Below are 21,175 nucleotides of genomic sequence, written 5' to 3'. Positions count from 1 at the left end.
ATAGCCCTTGGAGCGCTAAGCCCAAGAACTACTTGTTGAGGTGGTAGTACGACGAGGTACCGGTGGCTGCGGGCGAGTGCAGCAGCGTGCCCTGGGAGGGGTTGAGCGCGCTGATCATCATGCCGTTGCCGACGTAGATACCCACGTGCGCGCCGCCGTTCTGGACAACGAGGTCGCCCGCCTGCGGGGTGGAGGTCGGGGTCATGATGTTCCACGCGTTGGTGCGCGGGATGCTGATCCCGGCCTGTGCGTAGACCCACTGGACGAACCCGGAGCAGTCCCAGCCGGTGACCGGGCTGGTGCCGCCCCATACATAGGAGTGGCCGATGCCGGTGTAGGCGATGGCTGCAATGCCGGAGGTTGCGGCGGAGACAGTCTCGGCAGCCTTGGCGGCGGGAGCGGCGTCCTGGCCAGCGGTGGCGGCGCGTTCGGCCGGCGCGGTGGACTGGGGACGTACCGCCTCCACCTTCGGAGCGGCGGTGGTCTTGACGACCGGGCGCTCGAAGGAAACCGTGGCCGTGGGGGCGGCCGTGACGGCCAGTGCCGTCTGTGCCGAGCCGGACTCGGTGGATGCAGAGACACCGGCGGTGGTGTCAGCTGCGTTTGCTGGCAGGCCCATGCTCAGGATCAGGCCCGATGCGGCTGCCACTACGGCAGCCTGGCGGCCTACGGTCCCGGCATTTGCACTCACGGCCTTGGACACGGCGTCCAAGGGGCTGGTGCGAACCGTTTGCGCACGGTGGCGCGCAGAATGATGGCGTGAAGACACGAAGGTAGCCTCTCCCAATGCCTGCGAGGTGAGCTGTCGGATTCGGATGGGAGTCACCCGGCCACACAGCTTCCTGGGAAGCTGGTGACTTAACCCCAAGGCCTTCTGAAGAGAAGGCCAAAATTGGTTCCCCCGCCCCTGCCAGACGATGAAATGCGAACGGACCTTGAGCGGTGGCAGAGTTAGGCAATCCACTCAAGAGCGTCAACTTCGGAAAAGTTGACGCGAGTTAGACGGTACAGCAGTTTTGTTTCAATGTCACATTCAGGTCACGGCAGGTCGCTGCGATCTGAGAGTGGGCAATCATTCGTTACAGCCAGCCCATGGGGTCGACCACTTCGCCGTTGACCTGCACCTCGAAGTGCAGGTGGCAGCCGGTGGAGGCACCTGTGGTGCCGCTGAGCGCCACGACTTCTCCACGAGAGACCGTCTGGCCCACCTTGACGTTGAAGGAGGACAGGTGGTTGTACGTGGTTTCCAGTCCGTTGCCGTGGTCGATGACCACCCGGTTTCCGCCGCCGAACTGGTGCCAGCCTGCGAAGGTAACGGTGCCGGTCGCAGCGGCAAGGACGGACGTCCCGCATTGAGCCACGAAGTCCTGGCCCCGGTGGAAGTCGCCGGAGCCCCCGGTAATCGGGCTCACCCTGTATCCGAACGGTGACGCGGTCACGAGGGAGGCTAGTGGTGCAGCCAGGGTGCCGGCCGACGCCGCCCGCGTGACGGAGCCGGCGGACTGGGCACTCAGGAGCTGCTTGAGCTTCCCGTCCGGGTCGGCCTGGGTCACCACGGCGGAGCGGCTGAAGTCGATCTGGGCACCAACATCGGCGGAAATCTGCGGCTGCGGGCTGACGGAGGAAGCTGCCAGGGGCGCGTTGCCGGACGCATCAGTGGCCATGACCGGGCTGGTGGCGGGCACTGTGACCGTCAGCACCAGTCCGGTGGCAGCCAGAGCGATTCCGGCCTTCTGGCCAATCCCGCTTGCGGCGGCGAACTCCGTTACCTGCCGCAAGGGCCCCCGACGGCGGCGCGCGTCGCGATGCAGATCGCGGGGGCGCTCCACTGCTGCGTCTTCGACAACCCGGGGTGCCGAAGGGGGGCTGGCTGCGCGGCGGCGCCCCCTGGAGGTCTGCATGGTCAAGAAGGGTTCCTCTCTGGAAAAGCCTGCGGAGTTAGCTGTCGGATTCGGGTCAGAGAGATCAAAGACCCGGCCCGCCGCGGCAAGCTTCTGCACAGGGGTATTCCCGGAAGAATCCTTCACTGGAGAGGCTTGCTGCTGACGGACTTCACCCCAAGGCAGTCCCCCGCTGCCGCTTGTGGTTCCCCCGCCTCTGCCAGTAACGACTCGTGCACCCGATCCGCTGGCAGAGCTCGGCTCCGGATCGGGTAACGCTTAAGTATCAACGATTGGTTCCACTATAGGGCCTTTAGACCCTAGGTAACAATTCCGTTATCTTTGCGTGGAAGTGCCTTGCCGGGGTAAAAGGCTGGGCCTCAGGGCTGGGACACGGCCACGAAAACGTGGGCGGCAACCTCGGGCGGCAGCTCCAGTGCGCCCTCGATGCCCGGGACCCGCACGGAGATGTAGTCACCCACGCGTTCCAGCGCCACGGCGGCACCGGGCCGGATTCCACCTTCGTCCAGTTGCGCCAGCAGTTCCGGCTCCACCTGGATCGGTTCAGCGAGCCGGCTGATGGTGACAACAGAGGCCGATGCGTAGCCCTTCATGGCTTCGACCAGGCTGATGGCTCCGTCGGCGCCGCCGGTGGCAGGCTGTCCACCCAGGGCGGCGAGCCCGGGGATGGGGTTGCCATAGGGCGATTCGGTAGGGTGGTCCAGCATCTCGTAAATGCGCCGCTCAACCCGCTCGCTCATGACATGTTCCCAGCGGCAGGCTTCGTCATGCACGTAGGCCCAGTCCAGGCCGATCACGTCGGCCAGCAGGCGTTCGGCCAGCCGGTGCTTGCGCATGACCTCGGTTGCCCGCTTGCGGCCGGTGTCAGTGAGTTCCAGATGCCGGTCACCGGAGACCACCACGAGCCCGTCGCGCTCCATCCTTCCGATGGTCTGGGACACGGTAGGGCCGGAGTGGCGCAGGCGCTCGGCAATACGGGCCCGGAGGGCAACGATGTTTTCTTCCTCAAGCTCCAGGATGGTCCTGAGGTACATCTCCGTAGTGTCGATCAGATCCGTCATCCAGCTCAGCTCCTCGAGCGCAGTACCTTGCGTTGTCCCACCGTATCGCCTCTTCCCGCGAGGTAGTCCGGGGGCCAGCTTAGCCTATTTTGAGTTTGTCCGAATAGCCGAGCGTCGGGCGGCGTCGCCCGGACGGCGCGTCTCATTGTCTGGACTTTGGGCCCGCCGGCTCCCGCCGCCCCTGCCATTCAGGCAGAATGGTGAAGGCCCGCTGCGCAGCCATCGCCTGCTGCCGGCCGAGCCATGACCCGCCCGTCCGGACCAAACTTTCGTCCCCGCCGAATTGGAGCACCTGTGAGCGACACCAGCATCACGATCCCCGCCGACCTCCTGCCGAAGGATGGGCGGTTCGGCGCCGGCCCGTCAAAGGTCCGCCAGGAACAGATCGATGCGCTGGCAGCAGCGTCCAAGACCATCCTCGGCACTTCGCACCGGCAGGCGCCGGTCAAGAACCTGGTGGGATCCGTCCGCGAAGGGCTGAGCCAGTTCTTCCGCGCCCCGGAGGGCTATGAAGTGGTCCTCGGCGTGGGCGGCTCCACGGCATTCTGGGACGTCGCGAGCTTCGGCCTCGTGGAGAAGAAGGCCCAGCACCTGTCCTTCGGCGAGTTCGGGTCCAAGTTTGCGGCCGCCACCAACAAGGCGCCCTTCCTGGAGGCTTCCTCGATCATCAAGTCCGAGCCAGGCACGCGGCCGGCGGCCCAGGCCGAGGCAGGCGTTGATGTCTATGCCTGGCCCCAGAATGAGACCTCCACCGGTGTTGCTGCCCCTGTCACGCGCGTTTCCGGAGCCGACGAGGGATCGCTGGTCCTGGTGGACGCCACCTCCGCGGCCGGCGGCCTGGAAGTGGACGTTGCCCAAAGCGACGTCTACTACTTCGCCCCGCAGAAGAACTTCGCTTCCGACGGCGGCCTCTGGCTGGGCCTGTTCTCCCCGGCCGCCCTCGAGCGCGCCGCGCGGATCAAGGCAGGCAACCGCTGGATCCCGGACTTCCTGGACCTCCAGACCGCCATCGACAACTCCCGCCTGAACCAGACGTACAACACGCCGTCGCTGTCCACGCTGGTCACGCTGGACGCCCAGGTCCAGTGGCTGAACTCCAACGGCGGCCTGGATTTCGCCGCCGCACGCACCGCAGACTCCGCCGGACGCATCTACAGCTGGGCCGAGGCCTCCGAGTTTGCCACCCCGTTTGTGGCCAAGGCGGAGGCACGCTCCAATGTCATCGCCACCATCGACTTCGACGAATCGGTTGATGCAGCGGCCGTGGCCAAGGTCCTGCGCGCCAACGGCATCGTTGACACCGAACCCTACCGGAAGCTGGGGCGCAACCAGCTGCGGATCGCCACCTTCGTGGCCATCGAGCCCAGCGATGTCTCAGCCCTGCTGTCCAGCATCGACTACGTGGTGGGCGAGCTGCGGAAGTAGGCGCGGAGAACAGTCGGGACAACGTACGACGGCGCCGCCCGGGTTCATCCCGGACGGCGCCGTTTTCGTTGTCCCCTTCCGGGGTGGCCGGACTCCCGGTGGCGAGGTGCGGTCAGGCTTCCGCTTGCGTGCCGGCGTCGTCAGTTGGATCGTCAGCCGCTGTTGCGTGGCCTTCAGTTTCCGCGGCGGCCGTTACCTGGCTGTCCGCTTCGGACTCCTGCTGCTGGTCCTCGGGGCGGACACGTTCGGCCCAGGGCACCCACTCCGGGGCCAGGATCGAATCTTCCGACGGCAGGAGGCCCAGCTCATTGACCGTGACCACTTTTGAGCGGGAGTTGCGCGTCAGCACCGCGTACCACTGCCACCCCGCGTATCCGGGCAGCCGGGACTCAAACAGGTGGGTGACCAGCCGGTCGCCCTCGCTCTTGGCCGCCAGGTGCGGCCCGATGGTGGCCGCAGGCGTGATGCCCTCCACGGCGGTCCGGGCAGTGTCCACGGCGGCGGCCAGGAAAGCGTCCGGCTTGCCCGTGCGCCACACGGGCACGCCTGCCTTGCGCTTGGGCGGCGTCCTGGCAGCCTGCTCCTGCACCGGCGTGCCCGGCTGTTCGGAATCGGGAGTCATCGGCGCTAAACGTCGAGCTCGTCGGCGACCTTGCGGAGGGCGGCAGCAATGGCCTTGCCCTTGTTGCCGTCCGGGTACTTGCCCTTGGACAAGGTCCCGGACAGGTTGTCCAGTACCGTCACCAGGTCCTGGACCAGCGGGGCAAGGTCCTTGGCGCTCGGCCGCTTGGCCTTGGCAATCGAGGGAGTCTTGTCCAGGACGCGCAGGCCCAGCGCCTGGGCGCCCTTGCGACCGTCCGCTACGCCGAACTCCACGCGGGTGCCGGCTTTGAGCTCGCTGACGCCGTCGGGCAGCGACGACTTGGGCAGGAAGACCTCCTGGCCGTCCTCGCCCGCGAGGAACCCAAAGCCCTTGTCCTTGTCATACCACTTGACCTTGCCGGTAGGCACGTAATCAACCTTCTTCGTTCTGCTGTCATGAGACACGGCCGGCCACCACCGCATCCGCATGGTTGTGCGGGTTCAGGGTATGGCGAACCGGGACCGTGTTGGTCTGTATGCTTCAAGGTTATCCTGCCGCATGGCCTATCGACGCTTTGGGCGGCACTGTTCCGCCGCAGGCGCAAGGCCCCGCTTTACCCGCACCGCGCCAGGCGCGGTAGCGTTGCGTCCATGACTCCCTCGCGTTACCGGCGGCCCCTGATGGTCCTCGCCGCAGTTGTTGCCGTGCTGTCCCTGATAGCCGTGGCAGCTGTCATGGCCCTGGCCTTCGCCGGCTCGGTAGCTCCCGCCTGGATCACCTACACCGCGCTGTACGGCCTGCCAGCAGCCTTCATCCTCATGCTCCTGCTGGTCCTGGACGGAGTTGCCGCCCGGCGGCGGGCGGGAAGGCCCCAGCAGCGGTAACGTTGGACTGATGTCCCTCATTCGCGCGCTTGGCAAGGACCTGGAGGCACGCAGCGACGATTCGTTGCGGGCGTTGTTCGCCGCGCGGCCGGACCTCATCACCCCTTCGGTTCCTGACTTCGCCGCGCTGGCTGCCCGCGCAAGTTCCAGGGTCAGCGTCCAGCGCGCCCTGGAGCGGCTCAACAAGCCTCACATGCAGGTACTGGAGACCCTGCACCTGTGCACCAACACCGATACCGGGCACAGCGCCTCAGCGGAGGCCGTGCACAAACTGATCCACGGTTCCACACTGGCCACTGTCGACGGTATTTTGGCCGGCCTGCAGGAGCTCGGCCTGGTGCACCCCGCCGCTCCCCCGCACGGCACGCCGCCCCCTGCGGCCAGCCAGCCGTACTACCTCCCCGTGGGCTCGCTCAAGGATGTGGTGGGAATTTATCCCGCCGGCCTGGGGCGCAGCTATACCGAACTGGTCCGTCTGCAACCGGCCTTCGCCCAGCGGGCGGTGCAACTGGTCTCAGAACTGCACCGCAGCGGCTTCGCGATCCACGATGCCACCACGCCCATGGAAGCAGCCCTGGCCCTTCAGCACTGGACGTCCTCACCGGAGGCCCTGCAGGACATCCTCGCCGGCGCCCCGGAACGGACGACGGCGCTGCTCGCCAGGTTCCGGAACTGGGCCATGGGTGCCGTCCCCCAGGCACAGCGGAAAGCGTCGGTCACGACGGAGGCGGCCGACGTCGGGCCTGTTGACTGGCTCCTTGCCCGCGGGCTGCTGGTTCCGCTGGACGCCGCCCATGTGGAACTGCCCCACAGCGTAGGACTGGCTTTGCGCGGCGGGGCAATCATCAATGACTTCACTCTGTCGCCGCCGGTCCCGGAGCTTGGCCGGACCACGGCGGCGCTGCGCAGGAACGCGGCCCTGAGCGCCATCTCCGAAACCCTGCGGCTGGTCTCCGAGCTGCTGCATGCCGTCCGGGAACAGCCGCTTGCCACACTGCGCAGTGGCGGCGTGGGCGTCCGCGAAGTGCGCCGCGTGGCCGAACACCTGCGGACAGACCAAAGCGCCGCAGGCCTGCTCCTGGAGCTGTGCGGGCTGGCCGGCCTGATCCGCCTCGACGTCGACTCCTCATCGTGGGTGCAGCCGCCGGAACTGGAATGGCTGGTCCTTCCCCGGCAGGAACAATGGCTGTGGCTGGTGAACGCCTGGCTGGCCAGCGAACGCGTGCCGTCCATGGTGGGCCAGCCCGTGAACTCAGCCCCTGGCGCAGCGGCCGGCCGGTCCGCGGCCGGAACCACCATCGCCGCACTGGCCGCCGGAGCGCAGCGGCCTGACGCTCCGGTGGTCCGCAAGCGGATCCTGGAGATCCTGCATGAGCTCACCCAGGAGGTGTCCGCGTCCGACGGTACCGCCCCGGTGCTGGACGCCGCCGCTGTCCTGCAGCGCGCGGAGTGGTCGCAGCCGCGGATGGCCAGGCGTTTCAGCTCGCTGATCCGCGGCGTGCTGGCCGAAGCGGAGCTGCTGGGCCTGGTGGGTTCCGGGGCGCTGAGCCAGTTGGGGAGCGCTTTCGCCGAAGACAACCCGGATGCCGCCCTCGCCATCCTTGGTGAACACCTGCCGGCGGCCCTCAACCATGTGCTCCTGCAGGCTGACCTCACGGCGGTCGCGCCCGGCTACCTCACTCCCGCGCTGACCGAAAAACTCCTGGCCATGGCCGACGCCGAAGGGCAGGGCCCGGCCACGATCTACCGGTTTTCCGCGGCCTCCGTCAAACGGGCACTGGACCACGGATACGACGCCGCAGGCCTGCTGCGCTTCCTGCGCGAGCACTCCGCGACAGCGGTACCCCAGCCCCTGGAGTACCTCGTGGAGGATACGGCCTCCCGGCACGGCAGGCTCCGCGTGGGCCAGGCTGCCAGCTTCATCCAAAGCGATGACGAAGCAGCCCTGCGCGAGCTGCTGGCCGGACCCAAGGCCGCCCAGCTGGGCCTGGCCAGGCTGTCGCCGACCGTCCTGACGTCGTCGTCGCCGCCGCGCGAACTCGCCGCCGCCCTCCGGAGCCTGGGCCTGTCCCCGTCCGTTGACGGCGCCGAAGCCGCCCACCCGCGCCGTGCCGCCCCGGGGCAGGAAAGCGCGCGCCCGGTCTATACCGCACCCCGGATGGCGCCCCCGGCGGAGGACGTAGAAGCCCAACTGGCGGTCCTGCGGAAGGCGGGCCCCGGCGTCGGACATCTTTCCGGCACCGCTGCCGGCAGCGAGGCGGCCACCCAGCTGGGGCTTGAAGCGTTGCAGAGGGCCATCCGGTTGAAGCAGCGGATCCACATGAACGTGGTGGACAGCCTGGGGAATGCCAGCCTGGAAATCGTTGTTCCGCTCTCTGTGAGCGGGGGCAGGGTCCGGGTGTTCGATCCCGCGAAGGACACAGAGCGGGTCCTGTCCGTGCACCGCATCATCGACATTGAGGCCGCAGAGGAACTGCGCCAGTAAAGGATTCCCGCGTGACCGACGGACCCCTGATCGTCCAAAGCGACAAGACCATCCTCCTCGAGGTGGACCACGAACTGGCCACCGAGGCCCGGCATGCCATCGCGCCTTTCGCCGAGCTGGAACGGGCACCCGAGCACATGCACAGCTACCGGCTGACCCCGTTGGGGCTCTGGAACGCGCGCGCCGCCGGACTGGACGCGGAAAAGGTGCTGGACGCCCTCCTGAAGTATTCACGCTTCCCGGTCCCGCATTCCCTGCTGATCGACGTCGAGGAAACCATGTCGCGGTATGGCCGGCTGCGCCTCGAAAAGGATCCCCGCCACGGCCTGGTCATGCGGACGGATGACTACCCGGTCCTGGAGGAAGTAATCCGTGCCAAGAAAATCGCACCGCTGCTGGGGCCCAGGATCGACGGTGAGACGGTGGTGGTGCACGCCTCCCAGCGCGGCCAGCTCAAGCAGCTGCTGCTGAAGATCGGCTGGCCTGCGGAAGACCTTGCCGGCTACGTGGATGGCACCCCGCACCTTATTTCCCTCAACCAGGACGGTTGGGAGCTCCGCCCCTACCAGCGCCTGGCCAGCGAGAACTTCTGGGCAGGCGGCAGCGGCGTGGTGGTACTTCCCTGCGGCGCGGGCAAGACCCTGGTGGGAGCCGCTGCGATGGCCACCGGATCCACCACCACGCTGATCCTGGTCACGAACACCGTGGCGGCCCGTCAGTGGAAGGACGAACTGCTCCGGCGCACCTCCCTCACCGAGGAGGAGGTGGGTGAATACTCGGGCGCGCTCAAGGAAGTGCGGCCGGTGACCATCGCCACCTACCAGGTGCTCACCACCAAGCGGGGCGGCATCTACCCGCACCTGGAACTCGTCGACGGACACGACTGGGGACTGATCATCTACGACGAGGTCCACCTCCTGCCGGCGCCGATCTTCCGGATGACCGCAGACCTGCAGGCCCGGCGGCGCCTTGGGCTCACCGCGACGCTGGTCCGGGAGGATGGGCGCGAGGGCGAGGTCTTCAGCCTCATCGGGCCCAAGCGCTACGACGCGCCGTGGAAGGACATCGAGTCGCAGGGCTATATCGCACCTGCAGACTGCGTGGAGGTCCGTGTGGACTTGCCCAAGGATGAGCGGGTTGCCTATGCAATGGCCGACGATGCGGACAAGTACCGGCTCTGCGCCACGTCCGAGTCCAAGACGCTGGTGGTGGAACAGCTGGTGGCGCGGCACGCCGGAGAGCAGTTGTTGGTCATCGGCCAATATATCGACCAGCTTGACGAGCTCGGCGAGCGCCTGGAGGCACCCGTCATCAAGGGCGATACCCCGGTGAAGGTCCGGCAGAAGCTCTTTGACGCGTTCCGTTCCGGGGAACTGCAGACCCTGGTGGTGTCCAAGGTGGCGAACTTCTCCATCGACCTGCCGGAGGCCTCCGTGGCCATCCAGGTTTCCGGCTCCTTCGGTTCCCGGCAGGAGGAAGCACAGCGGCTGGGCCGGCTGCTTCGGCCCAAGAAGGACGGCCGCGCCGCCCGCTTCTACTCCCTGGTGGCCCGGGACACCCTGGACCAGGAGTTTGCTGCCAAGCGCCAACGGTTCCTTGCCGAGCAGGGTTACGCCTACCGGATCATGGATGCCAAGGACGTGCACGCCGCGGAGTAGTCCGCAACGTGCACCCCCCAATCACCGCACGCCCTCGGAGCTGTCCCGTTCCATGGTTCCCGTCCGGGGATCGAGCTGCGGACGTTCGTATGCCAGCTCACCGCCGCTCCTGCCACCGTAGGGGCGGCCGTGATCGGCAAATTCCTCGCGGAAGAAAGCCAGGCACCACTGGCCCATCTGGATCCTCGCTCCGGTCCGCAGGACCGAGGGTCCGGTTCTGGACACGCTGCCGCTGACCGGTCCGTGCGGCACCAGGACGTATTCATCCTGCCCGTCGTGCCTGATCTCGGCGTGGAGTGCTTCCAGGCCCTCCAGCTGGATATCTGATCCTGGCCCGCTGCCAATCGTGGTGACGTCCTCCGGGAGGGCAACTTCCCGGGGGATCTGGCCGGTCCAGGTGGCGGCATCCTGGACAAAGATCAGCCGTGGCCGGCCGCCGCCCCTGGCGTAGTGGGTGGTAGTGATGCGCCGGATGATCTTCCGCTGGACAGTGGGGACCAACGGCAACGGCGTGGACGGGGGCAGCAGGGGCACGCCCCTGGGCCGCCGCCTGCCCTGCCGGAGCAGCGGAAGCAGGGAGCCGAGGTTGCCCAGCTTGATATGCGGCGAGCGCGTCACCAACCGCTGTGATGCCGGTGCATCCACCTTGCCCAGGCTGACAATGTTTCCGTCTGGACCTGCCACCGTGACGCTGACCCCCTTGCGGGCCAGCAGGTCCGCCAGCGGCCTGATCTCCTCCAGGGGCGGCAGTCCAGCGCCTGCAAGTGGCGCCAGGCGGTCCAGGGACACGGTAACTTCCGTACCGGCAGCCGTGGCACGCCCATTGGTGACCGCCCCGGACTCATCCGTGTACGAGAAGTCCAGATCGATGTCCAGGCGGTTCTCCGTCATCTCCGTCAACCGCGGTTCGAGTCCGATCCTGCCGCGTCCCGGTCGCTGGTGGTGACGCGCAGGCTTCCGTTGAGTTTCCAGGTGGCACGCGGTGCGTCCGGTCCGATGTCACGCGGAACTTCAACGGTCATGTCAACGAACTGGTAATTGATGGCCGCGCCTTTGCCGGTGAGATAGGACCACATCTCCTCGGCAAGGTCCGCCCAGTCCCGAATGCTGCGTTCGCTGGCAGCGGGCTTTTCAGTGGCACTCAGATCAGTCATGATGGTCAATCCCCTTCGATGGGCCAGGAGCTATCGGATAACTATCGCTATTGGAATGAGCCACCGGGGCGGCAGGGAGCAGCTGCCGGTGGTCCTGTGGAGCGCTGGTGCCGGGCTTGACCGTCCGGCAAGGATCACTGTATTCCCGCGCCCGGGGCTGGGGAAGATGCGGGAACCGGAACGTTCTCGACGCCGATTGGGTTCCCGGATGCGGAACGCCGCACGCGGATGCACACTGGAACCATGACAACGAGAATCGTTCCGGCCGTCCCCGGGCCCGGGCAGGAGTCGGTGTGGGACTACCCCCGCCCGCCCCGGATCGAACACAGCAGCGAACGGGTACGCATCGTCCTGGGCGGGGAGCTGATCCTGGACACCACCGATTCCCTGCGGGTCCTTGAGACCAGCCATCCGCCGGTGTACTACGTTCCCAGGTCAGCATTCGCCGAGGGCGCGCTGGAGCCCGCGTCGGGCAGCAGCTTCTGCGAGTTCAAGGGCTCGGCAAAGTACCTCACCGTGCGCGGCGGCGGAAAGGAAGCGGAGAGCGCCGCCTGGTCCTACCCTGAGCCGGCGTCCGGTTTCGAGGCCCTCGCCGACCGGGTGGCCGTCTACCCCGGCCGGATGGATTACTGCGAGGTGGATGGGGAGCGGGTCCAGGCGCAACCGGGCCGCTTCTACGGCGGCTGGATCACCAGCAAGGTGGTGGGCCCATTCAAGGGCGAACCGGGGACCATGGACTGGTAACCGCAAGCCCACCATCACCATGCTCACAACGAATATCCAGACAACTCCCAGAGACTGGGAGCATGATGGGAACATGAACAAGAACGGTCCAGAAGCCCGGCTGCTCGTCGTTGATGATGAACCCAACATCCGCGAGCTCCTCTCCACGTCGCTGCGGTTTGCCGGTTTTGAAGTGGTCTCCGCCGCCAACGGCCGCGATGCCCTCGCCGCTGCCGATACCCACGCCCCTGACCTGGCCGTGCTGGATGTCATGCTCCCCGACATGGACGGCTTCACCGTGACCCGCCGGCTCCGCGCCTCCGGCAAGCACTTCCCTGTTCTCTTCCTGACCGCCAAGGACGACACCGAGGACAAGGTCACCGGCCTGACCGTTGGCGGTGACGACTACGTCACCAAACCCTTCAGCCTGGACGAAGTGGTGGCCAGGATCCGGGCCGTGCTCCGCCGCACCCAGCCCCTGCTGGACGACGACGCCGTGATCCGGGTGGACGACCTGGAGCTCGACGACGACGCCCACGAGGTGCGGCGCGGCGGAACGGTCATCGAACTGTCCCCCACCGAGTTCAAGCTGCTGCGCTATCTCATGCTCAACCCCAACCGGGTCCTGTCCAAGTCGCAGATCCTGGACCACGTCTGGGAGTACAACTTCAACGGCGACGCGTCCATCGTGGAGTCCTACATCTCCTACCTGCGGCGGAAAGTGGACATCGACCCGGAGGCGCCCGCCCTGATCCAGACCAAGCGCGGCGTGGGCTACGTCCTGCGGACGGCTGAAAAGCGCTGACCTTGCTGAAGCGGTGGAAGTCGGCCTCCCTCAGGTCGCAGCTGGTGGCCATGATCATGGCCCTGCTGATCGTGGCCCTGACGGTGACCGGTGCGGTCACCCTGACGCTGTTGCACAGCTACCTCCAGGGCCAGGTGGATGACAAACTGAACGCCGCCGTCGACTCTGCCCGGAAACAGCGCTCCTTCACCCAGCTGCAGGCACCCAGCTCCATACCCACCGACTACTCGCTGATGCTCTTCGCCCCCGGCGAGCAGCCGTACACCTTCGGCGGGGATCCTGACTACCACCCGGACATCAATGCGTTCACGGTGGAGCAGGCCCAGGCGCGCGGGCAGACTCCCTTCCAGGTCCGCGGGACGGACGGGGAAAATTGGCGCGTAGTGGCGGTGACGGTCCAGAACGGCCAGACCATGGCCGTGGTGGTCATCGGCCTGCCCCTGGAGAGTGTTGACGACGTCCTCAAGCATGCCACCCTGGTGGTCACCGGAGTGGGCCTGCTGACGTTGCTGCTGGCCTCGCTCATTGCCAGCTGGACTGTGTCCCGGTCCTTCCGGCCGCTGGCCAGGGTGGAGAAGACGGCGGCCGCCATTGCCGCCGGGGACCTCTCCCGGCGCGTGGAAGTGGAAAACCCCACCACAGAACTGGGCCGCCTGAGCAGCTCACTGAACGCCATGCTTGCGCATATTGAGACCGCGTTCGCGGCCCGGACTGCCTCGGAGGCACGGATGCGCCGCTTCGCCGCGGATGCGTCCCACGAGCTGCGTACCCCGCTGGTGACCATCCGTGGGTTCTCCGAGCTGTACCGCCACGGCGCCCTGGCCACGGACGAGGACGTGGCCACCGCCATGGGCCGGATCGAAAGCGAAGCCAAGCGCATGGGGTCCATGGTGGAGGACCTGCTCCTGCTGGCCCGGCTCGACGAGCAGCGCCCGCTGCAGCAAAAGCCGGTGGACCTGCAACTGATTGCGCACGATGCCGTAGTGGACACCCAGGCAAGCGACCGTTCCAGGGTGATCTCCCTGACCGGGCTCGACGGCGGGCCGGCGGGACCGGCCCCCGTTCTGGGTGATGAGGCCAAGCTGCGCCAGGTGGTGGGAAACCTCGTGGGCAACGCGCTGCGCTACACCCCTGAGGGCACTCCGATCGAGCTTGCCGTCGGTGTCCGGGGAACAGGCGGCGGCGAGCGGTCCGTGATTGAAGTACGTGACCATGGGCCCGGTATATCGGAAGAGGACGCAGCCAAGGTCTTCGAACGCTTCTACCGGGCTGACACGTCCCGCACCCGGGAGACCGGCGGCAGCGGCCTGGGCCTCGCCATCGTGGCGGCAATCGTGGGCTCCCACGGGGGGACGGTGCGGGTGGAAAGGACCGACGGCGGCGGCGCCACCCTGGTGGTCAGCCTGCCGCGGCGCGAAGACGCACCCCGCGATGGCGGAGGAGACGGCCGGGAAGAAGCGGATGGCAGCATTCCCGCTTCCAGGGGCGGCGACGGATCGGTTATCCACATATAGCCTGCCGGCCGTGGCCCACGCCTTCCCCGGCTCCATAGGCTCGTCCCAGCAGCCCGGAACCGCCGGGCGCGGGGGCAGCCCCGCTGTATCCGAGAGGCACAGCCATGACCATCATTTCCGTCGACACAGACCTGCTGCAGCTAAAGTCCGCCAACGTGCAGGCCACCGTGGACCGGATCAGCGCCGACGTCCACGCCATGAAGCGCGGCCTGGACGAGCTGCAGGGTTCATGGCGGGGTTCCGCAGCCACAAACTTCCAGGCGCTCGTCACTGAGTGGACCATCACCCAGGGCCGGGTGGAGGCCTCGCTGGCATCCATCAACGCCGCTCTTTCCTCTGCCGCTGCCACCTATGCCCAGGCCGAACAGGGAAACGCCCAGCGGTTCAGCTGACCTGCCGGTCAGGCCTCCGGGGTTCCCTGGTGGAACCGCAGCCGCCACCGTTCCCCGTCCAGGACCCACAGTGAGCTGCGGAGCGTCGTGCCGGTACGCGCAAAGTTTCGGTACGTCAGCAGGACCGCGCTGGTGCCGATACGGTCAGCACCCAGGATTTCGATGTCGGTCCGTTCCCCCGGGTCCTCTTCCAGTGCCATCATCATGGCATCCCGGGTCCACACCCTTCCCGAACTTCCGATTTCCATGAAGTCCGGATGGAGGAGGACGGCGGTCCGCCCGATGTCCCCGCGCACCAGCGGGCCCAGAAGCTCACGTTCGAGCTCCTCCACCAGCGCTTCCGGCGGTATGGAGCCCGCCTGTTGGGTTGCTTCGGACGCTTCGAGGGCTTCATTGTCCAGTTCACTGAACAGGTCAGGTTCCTCGTAGGAAGACACCGGCGCCGTGGAACGGGCCGGCGCCGCGGCCGGGATATCCAGCGTTGCCGGCGGGGAGCCTGCGCCTCGCGCCGCCCGGGCCGCCGCCGGGCGCTCGGAGGCCCCCGGGTGATGGCCGCCGGGGAAACCGGGGCCGGACCGTGCCGCCACTCCCTGCTGGTACGCCGTGGCCGCGGCCCTGGCCCGTTCATCGGCAGCTTCATTAAGGTCGTGCCCGGCGTGGCCCTTGACCCATTCGAACGTGTAGGTGCGTCCGGCCAGTTCGCGGTCGAGTTCCTTCAGCAGTTCCACATTGAGGACGGGTTTGCCATCGGCTTTGCGCCATCCTTTGCGCTTCCATCCCGGCATCCACTTGGTAATGGAATTGATCACGTACTGGCTGTCGCAGAGGATGCGAAGGTCTTCCCCCGGCAGGTGCGCGGTAGCGCGCAGGAGGTCAAGGACAGCCATCAGCTCCCCCTGGTTGTTGGTCCCGTGGGGCCAGCCGCCGGCACGCCAGCAATCGTCATTCACATACCAGGCCCAGCCGGCCGGGCCGGGGTTTCCCAAGGCCGAACCATCAGCCGCTGCAGTAATCGTCACTGGTCCATCCTGCCAGAAGCGGCCGACACCCGGCCCTGCCTCCGCAGCGGGGTGTCCACCGGATGCGGTTCCGGCCGCAACAGGATCCCCGCCATAACGGAAAGTGCGGCCCCCTCCGAAGAGGGGGCCGCACTTTGCGGTTTGGCGGGCAGGTCCCGGCCGGGAGGCTTAGAAGCCGCCCATGCCGCCCATGCCGCCCATGTCGTCGCCACCGGCGGGTGCTGCAGCCTTCTCCGGCTTGTCAGCAACCACTGCTTCGGTGGTGAGGAACAGGCCGGCAATGGAGGCCGCGTTCTGCAGGGCAGAGCGGGTCACCTTGACGGGGTCATTGACGCCGGCAGCCAGCAGGTCGACGTACTCGCCGGTTGCTGCGTTCAGGCCGTGGCCGGCGGGCAGGCCGCGGACCTTGTCGACCACAACGCCCGGCTCGAGGCCGGCGTTGAAGGCGATCTGCTTCAGCGGCGCGTCGATGGCAACGCGGACGATGTTGGCGCCGGTTGCTTCGTCGCCGGAGAGCTGCAGGTTGGCGAATGCCTTGGCGCCGGCCTGGATCAGGGCCACGCCGCCACCGGCGACGATACCTTCCTCAACGGCAGCCTTGGCGTTGCGCACTGCGTCTTCGATGCGGTGCTTGCGCTCCTTGAGCTCAACCTCGGTTGCGGCTCCGGCCTTGATGACTGCAACGCCGCCGGCCAGCTTGGCCAGGCGCTCCTGCAGCTTCTCGCGGTCGTAGTCGGAGTCGGAGTTCTCGATCTCGGCGCGGATCTGGGAAACGCGGCCGGCGATCTGGTCGGCGTCGCCGGCACCTTCGACGATGGTGGTCTCGTCCTTGGTGACAACTACCTTGCGGGCCTGGCCCAGGAGCTCCAGGCCGGCAGTCTCCAGCTTGAGGCCAACTTCCTCGGAGATGACCTGGCCGCCGGTGAGGACGGCGATGTCGGCGAGCTGGGCCTTGCGGCGGTCGCCGAAGCCCGGAGCCTTGACGGCGACGGACTTGAAGGTGCCGCGGATCTTGTTCACGATCAGGGTGGCCAGGGCCTCGCCCTCGATGTCCTCGGCAATGATCAGCAGCGGCTTGTTGGACTGCATGACCTTTTCCAGGACAGCAACCAGTTCCTTGACGTTGGAGATCTTGGAGTTGACGATCAGGATGTACGGATCCTCGAGGACCGTTTCCTGGCGCTCAGCGTCGGTGACGAAGTAGGCGGAGATGTAGCCCTTGTCGAAGCGCATGCCTTCGGTGAGTTCCAGCTCCAGGCCGAAGGTGTTGGATTCCTCGACCGTGATGACGCCTTCCTTGCCCACCTTGTCCAGGGCTTCGGCGATGAGGGCACCGATCTCGTCGTCACCGGCGGAGATGGAGGCGGTGGCCGCGATCTCTTCCTTGGTTTCGATTTCCTTGGCGGAGTTCAGCAGTTCGGCGGTGACGGCGTCAACGGCCTTCTCGATGCCGCGCTTGAGGGACAGCGGGTCGGCGCCGGCAGCAACGTTGCGCAGGCCTTCCTTGACCAGGGCCTGGGCCAGGACGGTTGCCGTGGTGGTGCCGTCACCGGCAACGTCGTCGGTCTTCTTGGCAACTTCCTTGACCAGCTCGGCGCCGATCTTCTCGTAAGGATCGTCCAGCTCGATCTCCTTGGCGATGGAGACACCATCGTTGGTGATCGTGGGGGCGCCCCACTTCTTTTCGAGGACGACGTTGCGTCCACGCGGGCCGAGGGTGACCTTAACGGCGTCGGCGAGGGTGTTCAGGCCACGCTCAAGGCCGCGGCGTGCCTCTTCATCAAATGCAATGATCTTGGCCATAACGGCAATAGTCCTTTCGGGACAGTCGTTAAGAATGAACCTTCGCTGCAGTGCCCGCGACGGACGATCCTTTGCCGGGGGCCTCTGTATGCCTCCGGGCGGGGATCTCACTGAAGTGAGGTGTTTCTTTCGCTCGTCGACCGGTGCCGTGCGCTGCCGGCCGGAACCAGGCGTTGCTTTAGCAGTCGGTACGTCAGAGTGCTAAGTCAATAATTAGCACTCCCCAGGTGAGAGTGCAAGCGAAAAGACGCGTAACGCCCCGCAGGCAGGGTCCGCTTCGCCCAGGGCGATCAGCCGGAGTGGCCCGCCGTCTCCCGGCCGGACAGAGAGGGGTTGTTGTCGGCCCCGAAGGTGTACACGGAGAAAGCGGCCGAGGTGATGTCCCCATTGGAATCGAAGGCAACCGGGCCCGATTCGCCGTCGTAATTGATGTCCGGGGTGCCTGCGAGACCACCGAGGCACTCCTTGTAGCTCAGGCAGGGGGCGGCCGGCGCGCCGGCACCGGAGGAAGCCGTTCCCCCGGAGACCGGGACCAGGTTCGCGGCAATGGAGCGGCCGGCGTCATCCTGTGCACGGGCCGCGGCCAGGGCCGCCAGTGTGACGGCGTCGTAGGTTTCAGCGGCGAAGGAGACATCCTTGAGTGCCGGGTCAACGGCCAGCAGTTTCGCCTGGAACGCAGCGCCGGGCAACTGCCCGGGCACGACGGCGCGGGCACCTTCGAGTGTCCCGGGTGCGAGCCCGGACCCGTAGCGGGCAAACGCGCCGTCGCTGAGGATGATCCGGGAGCCGGCAACGCCTGCACTGTTCAGCTCCACCAGGGCGTCCCGTGCACCCTCGCGGGCAATCACGACGACGGCGTCCGGCTTGGCCTTGGACGCGGAGCGGGCGGCCTCGGCGGCAGCACCGGCTTTGAAACGGGCGCCGGGCAGGACCGTGAGTCCGGCCCCTTTGGCTGCCTCCGAGACTGCTCCGGAGAGGTCCTTGCCGTAGGAGCCTTCCTGGTACAGCACGCTGATCGTGGCGGCGCCGGCGTCCTTGGCAAGTTTGGCCAGCACGGGTCCTTGCGCGACGTCGGCCGCTGCGGTCCGGAAGTAGTAGCCTCCGCTCGCCAGCCCGGAAAGACCGGCAGCGGTATTGGCCGGCGAGATCAGGGGGATGTGTGCGCGGGACAGGATGTCCGCTGCTGCCGGGGCGTGGCTGGAGTCGGTGGGCCCGATCACCACGTCCGCTTTGGCGGCCGCTGCGTCGCTTGCCTGCTTCGCCGTGTCCTGGTCCTGGTGCACCGGAAGGAGCTCCACTGGCCGGCCTTTATGTCCGCCGGCGGCGTTGATGTCCTGGATGGCAAGCTTGGCGGCAGCCAGTTGCGGGGCGTTGAGGAAGGCGTTGTCACCGGAGTTGTCCAGGATGACGCCCACCCGGAGCACACCGTCGCCGGAAGCCTCGGCAGGTTCCACCCTGGCGTTGCCGCCGGTGCCGGCGCATGCACCCAGCGAAAGGACGGCTCCCAGGGACAGCGCGAGTACCGGCATGGCTCGGGCTCCGGGACGCAATGCGGGCATCACTGCGCGGGCCGGACGTTTTCAGCCTGCGGACCTTTTTCGCCCTCGCCGACATCGAACTGGACCCGCTGGCCTTCGGCCAGGGCACGGTAGCCCTCCCCCTGGATGGCGGACCAGTGGACAAAAATGTCGTCACCGGAACCGTCAACGGTGATGAAGCCGTAGCCCTTTTCAGCGTTGAACCATTTGACGGTTCCCAGTGCCATGATCAACAACTCTTTCCATCGGGGGCCGGGTGGAGACCAGACCGGCGTAACTGGACGGGGTGCGGCTACCGGTAACCCGGGCCAAGGACCACGACGAGTGGTACCTGGAACTCGGTACTGCTCACAACGGTGGGGATATTCAACAGCCCGGCGAGTTCCTGGGCGCTTGCCAGTTGCTGGGGGCCGGCATAGAAAATCACGGAGGACTTTTGCGGGGCGCCGGACCAGTTGCCCACCGGGCCGAGCCGCCAGCCGTCGGCCTGGACCGTGCCGCCCACCCGGCTGGCCAGCCCGGCCGTACCGGCGGCGTTATAGACAGCCACTGCCTGCGTCCTGTCGACCACGGCCTGCTGGGTGGCCGACGACGTGGGCGCTGGCTCGCTGACCTGGGTTGGCCCGGCAGAGGGGGACGGCGTGGGTGTCCCCGTGGCGGCGGAGCCGGCAGCCTGCGTGGCCGTGGGCGTGGATCCGGTGCCGGCCAGCGGAGCTGACTCCACGCTTGCCGATGCCTGGCTCGCGTTGGCGTTGAAGCCGAGTTTGGGAAGGATCAGGAAGGACACCAGCCCAATGGCAAGGGCTGCCATTCCCACCGCCAGGATGGGCCAAAGCCGTACCCGGGACGGGGCCGAAGCCGTCCGGTGGACACCTTGTCGCGACGCGGCCTCGGGGACCTTGTCGAATTCATCGCGGGCGTATCTGGTCATGGTGGAAGGACATCCTTGTTGATTGCGGCTGTTGTCCCGGCCTGGGGCGTCTCTAAGCGTCGGATCCCAGGCGCCGGGCAGTACGTGCACGGTGGCGCGACGTACGTAGTCTACGCAATCTCTTGACCAGCATGGGATCGTGGGCCACGGCGTCCTCGCGGTCGATCAGTGCGTTGAGGAGCTGGTAGTAGTGGGTTGCGGAGAGGTCAAAGAGCTCGCGGATGGCCTGTTCCTTGGCTCCCGCGTACTTCCACCACTGCCGTTCCAGCGCCAGCATCTGTTGTTCGCGCTCCGACAGGGAGGACTCGCGGAGGATGAAATCCGCCAGGAGGGACTTCTGCGGATCCTGCTCCGGCAGGTGTTCCCGGGCCGGTTCCGCCACGGCGCACTCCTTCGCTGGTTACGGTCAATGTCTTACCCCTATGCTAGCCGCCGAATAACAGCAGTGTCATTCGGCGCCCCGGGCCGCCGCCGCACGGTGCCTGGTCTCCACATGGTCCCTGCGACAATGGAACGATGGTTGAATCGGATGCGCTGTTCGAGCTCCAGCAGGACCCGGCGGACACGCTCAGCTTCGCCGGCCTGGCCGAGCTGCCGCTGGCAGAGCTCATGGCTCCGGACTGGGCCGCGGCACTGCAGGGCGTGGAAGCCCAGCTGCGGAAGGTGCTGGCCTTCCTGGCAGGCGAGGAGGCGGCCGGACACCAGCTGCTGCCGGCGCCGTCGAACGTCCTGCGCGCTTTCCGCCAGCCGCTCGCCGGTGTGAAGGTCCTCATCGTGGGCCAGGACCCCTACCCCACGCCTGGACACGCCGTCGGCCTGTCGTTTTCCGTCGACTCCCGCACCCGCCCCCTCCCCCGCAGCCTGGTAAACATCTACCGGGAGCTGGAATCCGATCTGGGCATTCCCCCGCGCGTCCATGGCGACCTTTCGGCGTGGACGCAGCAGGGCGTGCTGCTCCTGAACCGGGTCCTGACCGTCAGGGCCGGTGCGGCCGGCTCCCACCGCGGGAAGGGATGGGAGGAAATTACGACGGCGGCAGTCACGGCGCTGGCCGCACGGAAAGCCCCGGACGGGACGGGCTTGCCCTTGGTGGCCCTCTTGTGGGGCAAGGAGGCTGAGGGGGTCCGGCCGCTGCTTGCCGGCGCCCCGGCCGTCGCCAGCGCCCACCCCAGTCCCCTGTCCGCGTCCCGCGGGTTTTTTGGCTCGAGGCCGTTCAGCCGGGTGAACCAACTGCTCCGGGAACAAGGGGCATCTGGCGTAACCTGGGAACTCCCGCCGCTGCCCTAGCTAGGCTTGCCC

Annotated in this window: 22 protein-coding genes and 2 riboswitches; of the genes, 9 read left to right on the top strand and 13 right to left on the bottom strand. The window is 67.1% G+C overall.

What is annotated here, in order from left to right; all coding sequences use genetic code 11:
- Window positions 1-28: 28 nt before the first annotated feature.
- The 3 genes from J2T23_RS13830 to J2T23_RS13820 form a co-directional block, all read right to left on the bottom strand.
- The gene (locus tag J2T23_RS13830; protein ID WP_307360963.1) at window positions 29-703 is read right to left on the bottom strand and encodes a C40 family peptidase; all 675 of its coding nucleotides are present in this window, start codon (window positions 701-703) and stop codon (window positions 29-31) included.
- A gap of 70 nt (window positions 704-773) precedes the next feature.
- Window positions 774-952: riboswitch (cyclic di-AMP (ydaO/yuaA leader) on the bottom strand.
- A 127-nt stretch (window positions 953-1,079) separates the two neighbouring features.
- Window positions 1,080-1,901 carry a M23 family metallopeptidase gene (locus J2T23_RS13825; RefSeq protein WP_141161358.1) on the bottom strand — a complete coding sequence of 274 codons (822 nt, stop codon included), beginning with the start codon at window positions 1,899-1,901 and terminating at the stop codon, window positions 1,080-1,082.
- Between the two features lie 10 nt (window positions 1,902-1,911).
- A riboswitch (cyclic di-AMP (ydaO/yuaA leader) is annotated at window positions 1,912-2,122 on the bottom strand.
- 138 nt (window positions 2,123-2,260) lie between these two features.
- Window positions 2,261-2,962, bottom strand: a complete 702-nt coding sequence (locus tag J2T23_RS13820; protein WP_141158034.1) for an iron-dependent transcriptional repressor DtxR — start codon at window positions 2,960-2,962, stop codon at window positions 2,261-2,263.
- A 294-nt stretch (window positions 2,963-3,256) separates the two neighbouring features.
- Here J2T23_RS13820 and serC point away from each other — a divergent pair, with 294 nt between their 5' ends.
- Entirely contained in the window at window positions 3,257-4,387 is a 1,131-nt protein-coding gene (gene serC / locus J2T23_RS13815) for a phosphoserine transaminase (protein WP_307360804.1), read from the top strand.
- 112 nt (window positions 4,388-4,499) lie between these two features.
- On the opposite strand, the gene J2T23_RS13810 is transcribed toward serC, so the two are convergent.
- Together J2T23_RS13810 and J2T23_RS13805 are read right to left on the bottom strand one after the other, a co-directional pair.
- Window positions 4,500-5,009: a DUF3027 domain-containing protein gene (locus J2T23_RS13810; protein ID WP_246857356.1), complete on the bottom strand. Its 510-nt coding sequence runs from the start codon at window positions 5,007-5,009 to the stop codon at window positions 4,500-4,502.
- Between the two features lie 5 nt (window positions 5,010-5,014).
- Complete coding sequence (locus J2T23_RS13805) at window positions 5,015-5,398, bottom strand: cold-shock protein (RefSeq protein WP_141158036.1); 384 nt, start codon at window positions 5,396-5,398, stop codon at window positions 5,015-5,017.
- A gap of 222 nt (window positions 5,399-5,620) precedes the next feature.
- On the opposite strand from J2T23_RS13805, the gene J2T23_RS13800 reads away from it, so the two are divergent.
- The 3 genes from J2T23_RS13800 to J2T23_RS13790 are packed head-to-tail and all read left to right on the top strand — an operon-like array spanning window position 5,621 to window position 9,997.
- Window positions 5,621-5,854, top strand: a complete 234-nt coding sequence (locus tag J2T23_RS13800; protein ID WP_141158037.1) for a hypothetical protein — start codon at window positions 5,621-5,623, stop codon at window positions 5,852-5,854.
- A 10-nt stretch (window positions 5,855-5,864) separates the two neighbouring features.
- Window positions 5,865-8,339 carry a helicase-associated domain-containing protein gene (locus J2T23_RS13795; protein ID WP_307360802.1) on the top strand — a complete coding sequence of 825 codons (2,475 nt, stop codon included), beginning with the start codon at window positions 5,865-5,867 and terminating at the stop codon, window positions 8,337-8,339.
- Window positions 8,340-8,350: 11 nt separating this feature from the next.
- Window positions 8,351-9,997: a DNA repair helicase XPB gene (locus J2T23_RS13790; RefSeq protein WP_141158039.1), complete on the top strand. Its 1,647-nt coding sequence runs from the start codon at window positions 8,351-8,353 to the stop codon at window positions 9,995-9,997.
- 21 nt (window positions 9,998-10,018) lie between these two features.
- On the opposite strand, the gene J2T23_RS13785 is transcribed toward J2T23_RS13790, so the two are convergent.
- Window positions 10,019-10,888: an FHA domain-containing protein gene (locus J2T23_RS13785; RefSeq protein WP_141158040.1), complete on the bottom strand. Its 870-nt coding sequence runs from the start codon at window positions 10,886-10,888 to the stop codon at window positions 10,019-10,021.
- A gap of 5 nt (window positions 10,889-10,893) precedes the next feature.
- Window positions 10,894-11,151 (bottom strand): hypothetical protein, encoded by a 258-nt coding sequence (locus J2T23_RS13780; RefSeq protein WP_141158041.1) that lies wholly within the window; start codon window positions 11,149-11,151, stop codon window positions 10,894-10,896.
- Between the two features lie 243 nt (window positions 11,152-11,394).
- Here J2T23_RS13780 and J2T23_RS13775 point away from each other — a divergent pair, with 243 nt between their 5' ends.
- The 4 genes from J2T23_RS13775 to J2T23_RS13760 all read left to right on the top strand — a co-directional run bounded on the left by J2T23_RS13775 (window position 11,395) and on the right by J2T23_RS13760 (window position 14,585).
- Window positions 11,395-11,895: a DUF427 domain-containing protein gene (locus J2T23_RS13775; RefSeq protein ID WP_307360799.1), complete on the top strand. Its 501-nt coding sequence runs from the start codon at window positions 11,395-11,397 to the stop codon at window positions 11,893-11,895.
- Window positions 11,896-11,968: 73 nt separating this feature from the next.
- Window positions 11,969-12,679 carry a response regulator transcription factor gene (locus tag J2T23_RS13770; RefSeq protein ID WP_056331118.1) on the top strand — a complete coding sequence of 237 codons (711 nt, stop codon included), beginning with the start codon at window positions 11,969-11,971 and terminating at the stop codon, window positions 12,677-12,679.
- Between the two features lie 2 nt (window positions 12,680-12,681).
- Window positions 12,682-14,193, top strand: a complete 1,512-nt coding sequence (locus J2T23_RS13765) for a sensor histidine kinase (protein ID WP_307360796.1) — start codon at window positions 12,682-12,684, stop codon at window positions 14,191-14,193.
- Between the two features lie 104 nt (window positions 14,194-14,297).
- Window positions 14,298-14,585, top strand: coding sequence for a WXG100 family type VII secretion target (locus J2T23_RS13760; RefSeq protein WP_141180814.1), 288 nt, complete (start codon window positions 14,298-14,300; stop codon window positions 14,583-14,585).
- Window positions 14,586-14,593: 8 nt separating this feature from the next.
- Here J2T23_RS13760 and J2T23_RS13755 read toward each other — a convergent pair whose 3' ends face one another.
- The 6 genes from J2T23_RS13755 to J2T23_RS13730 form a co-directional block, all read right to left on the bottom strand.
- Window positions 14,594-15,604, bottom strand: coding sequence for a ribonuclease HI family protein (locus J2T23_RS13755; protein WP_307360793.1), 1,011 nt, complete (start codon window positions 15,602-15,604; stop codon window positions 14,594-14,596).
- Window positions 15,605-15,772: 168 nt separating this feature from the next.
- Window positions 15,773-17,407 carry a chaperonin GroEL gene (gene groL / locus J2T23_RS13750; protein ID WP_141158046.1) on the bottom strand — a complete coding sequence of 545 codons (1,635 nt, stop codon included), beginning with the start codon at window positions 17,405-17,407 and terminating at the stop codon, window positions 15,773-15,775.
- Window positions 17,408-17,697: 290 nt separating this feature from the next.
- Window positions 17,698-18,936 (bottom strand): ABC transporter substrate-binding protein, encoded by a 1,239-nt coding sequence (locus J2T23_RS13745; protein WP_307360789.1) that lies wholly within the window; start codon window positions 18,934-18,936, stop codon window positions 17,698-17,700.
- A gap of 29 nt (window positions 18,937-18,965) precedes the next feature.
- Window positions 18,966-19,172 (bottom strand): cold-shock protein, encoded by a 207-nt coding sequence (locus tag J2T23_RS13740; RefSeq protein ID WP_307360785.1) that lies wholly within the window; start codon window positions 19,170-19,172, stop codon window positions 18,966-18,968.
- Window positions 19,173-19,237: 65 nt separating this feature from the next.
- Entirely contained in the window at window positions 19,238-19,876 is a 639-nt protein-coding gene (locus tag J2T23_RS13735) for a LytR C-terminal domain-containing protein (RefSeq protein WP_307360782.1), read from the bottom strand.
- Window positions 19,877-19,928: 52 nt separating this feature from the next.
- The gene (locus J2T23_RS13730) at window positions 19,929-20,258 is read right to left on the bottom strand and encodes a DUF3263 domain-containing protein (protein WP_141158050.1); all 330 of its coding nucleotides are present in this window, start codon (window positions 20,256-20,258) and stop codon (window positions 19,929-19,931) included.
- Between the two features lie 134 nt (window positions 20,259-20,392).
- Here J2T23_RS13730 and J2T23_RS13725 point away from each other — a divergent pair, with 134 nt between their 5' ends.
- Window positions 20,393-21,163 carry a uracil-DNA glycosylase gene (locus J2T23_RS13725; protein WP_307360779.1) on the top strand — a complete coding sequence of 257 codons (771 nt, stop codon included), beginning with the start codon at window positions 20,393-20,395 and terminating at the stop codon, window positions 21,161-21,163.
- The last annotated feature ends 12 nt before the right edge of the window (window positions 21,164-21,175 follow it).

The organism is Pseudarthrobacter niigatensis (genome assembly GCF_030812615.1).
Classification (GTDB): domain Bacteria; phylum Actinomycetota; class Actinomycetes; order Actinomycetales; family Micrococcaceae; genus Arthrobacter; species Arthrobacter niigatensis.
This window is presented reverse-complemented; position numbering and strand designations above follow the sequence as displayed.

Bases quoted from the DNA above. Each gene is read 5' to 3' on its own strand.
- J2T23_RS13825 (WP_141161358.1), bottom strand. From the start codon at position 1,901: ATGCAGACCTCCAGGGGGCGCCGCCGCGCAGCCAGCCCCCCTTCGGCA.
- J2T23_RS13820 (WP_141158034.1), bottom strand. From the start codon at position 2,962: ATGACGGATCTGATCGACACTACGGAGATGTACCTCAGGACCATCCTG.
- J2T23_RS13810 (WP_246857356.1), bottom strand. From the start codon at position 5,009: ATGACTCCCGATTCCGAACAGCCGGGCACGCCGGTGCAGGAGCAGGCT.
- J2T23_RS13800 (WP_141158037.1), top strand. From the start codon at position 5,621: ATGACTCCCTCGCGTTACCGGCGGCCCCTGATGGTCCTCGCCGCAGTT.
- J2T23_RS13795 (WP_307360802.1), top strand. From the start codon at position 5,865: ATGTCCCTCATTCGCGCGCTTGGCAAGGACCTGGAGGCACGCAGCGAC.
- J2T23_RS13785 (WP_141158040.1), bottom strand. From the start codon at position 10,888: ATGACGGAGAACCGCCTGGACATCGATCTGGACTTCTCGTACACGGAT.
- J2T23_RS13780 (WP_141158041.1), bottom strand. From the start codon at position 11,151: ATGACTGATCTGAGTGCCACTGAAAAGCCCGCTGCCAGCGAACGCAGC.
- J2T23_RS13775 (WP_307360799.1), top strand. From the start codon at position 11,395: ATGACAACGAGAATCGTTCCGGCCGTCCCCGGGCCCGGGCAGGAGTCG.
- J2T23_RS13770 (WP_056331118.1), top strand. From the start codon at position 11,969: ATGAACAAGAACGGTCCAGAAGCCCGGCTGCTCGTCGTTGATGATGAA.
- J2T23_RS13760 (WP_141180814.1), top strand. From the start codon at position 14,298: ATGACCATCATTTCCGTCGACACAGACCTGCTGCAGCTAAAGTCCGCC.
- groL (WP_141158046.1), bottom strand. From the start codon at position 17,407: ATGGCCAAGATCATTGCATTTGATGAAGAGGCACGCCGCGGCCTTGAG.
- J2T23_RS13745 (WP_307360789.1), bottom strand. From the start codon at position 18,936: ATGCCGGTACTCGCGCTGTCCCTGGGAGCCGTCCTTTCGCTGGGTGCA.
- J2T23_RS13740 (WP_307360785.1), bottom strand. From the start codon at position 19,172: ATGGCACTGGGAACCGTCAAATGGTTCAACGCTGAAAAGGGCTACGGC.
- J2T23_RS13735 (WP_307360782.1), bottom strand. From the start codon at position 19,876: ATGACCAGATACGCCCGCGATGAATTCGACAAGGTCCCCGAGGCCGCG.
- J2T23_RS13725 (WP_307360779.1), top strand. From the start codon at position 20,393: ATGGTTGAATCGGATGCGCTGTTCGAGCTCCAGCAGGACCCGGCGGAC.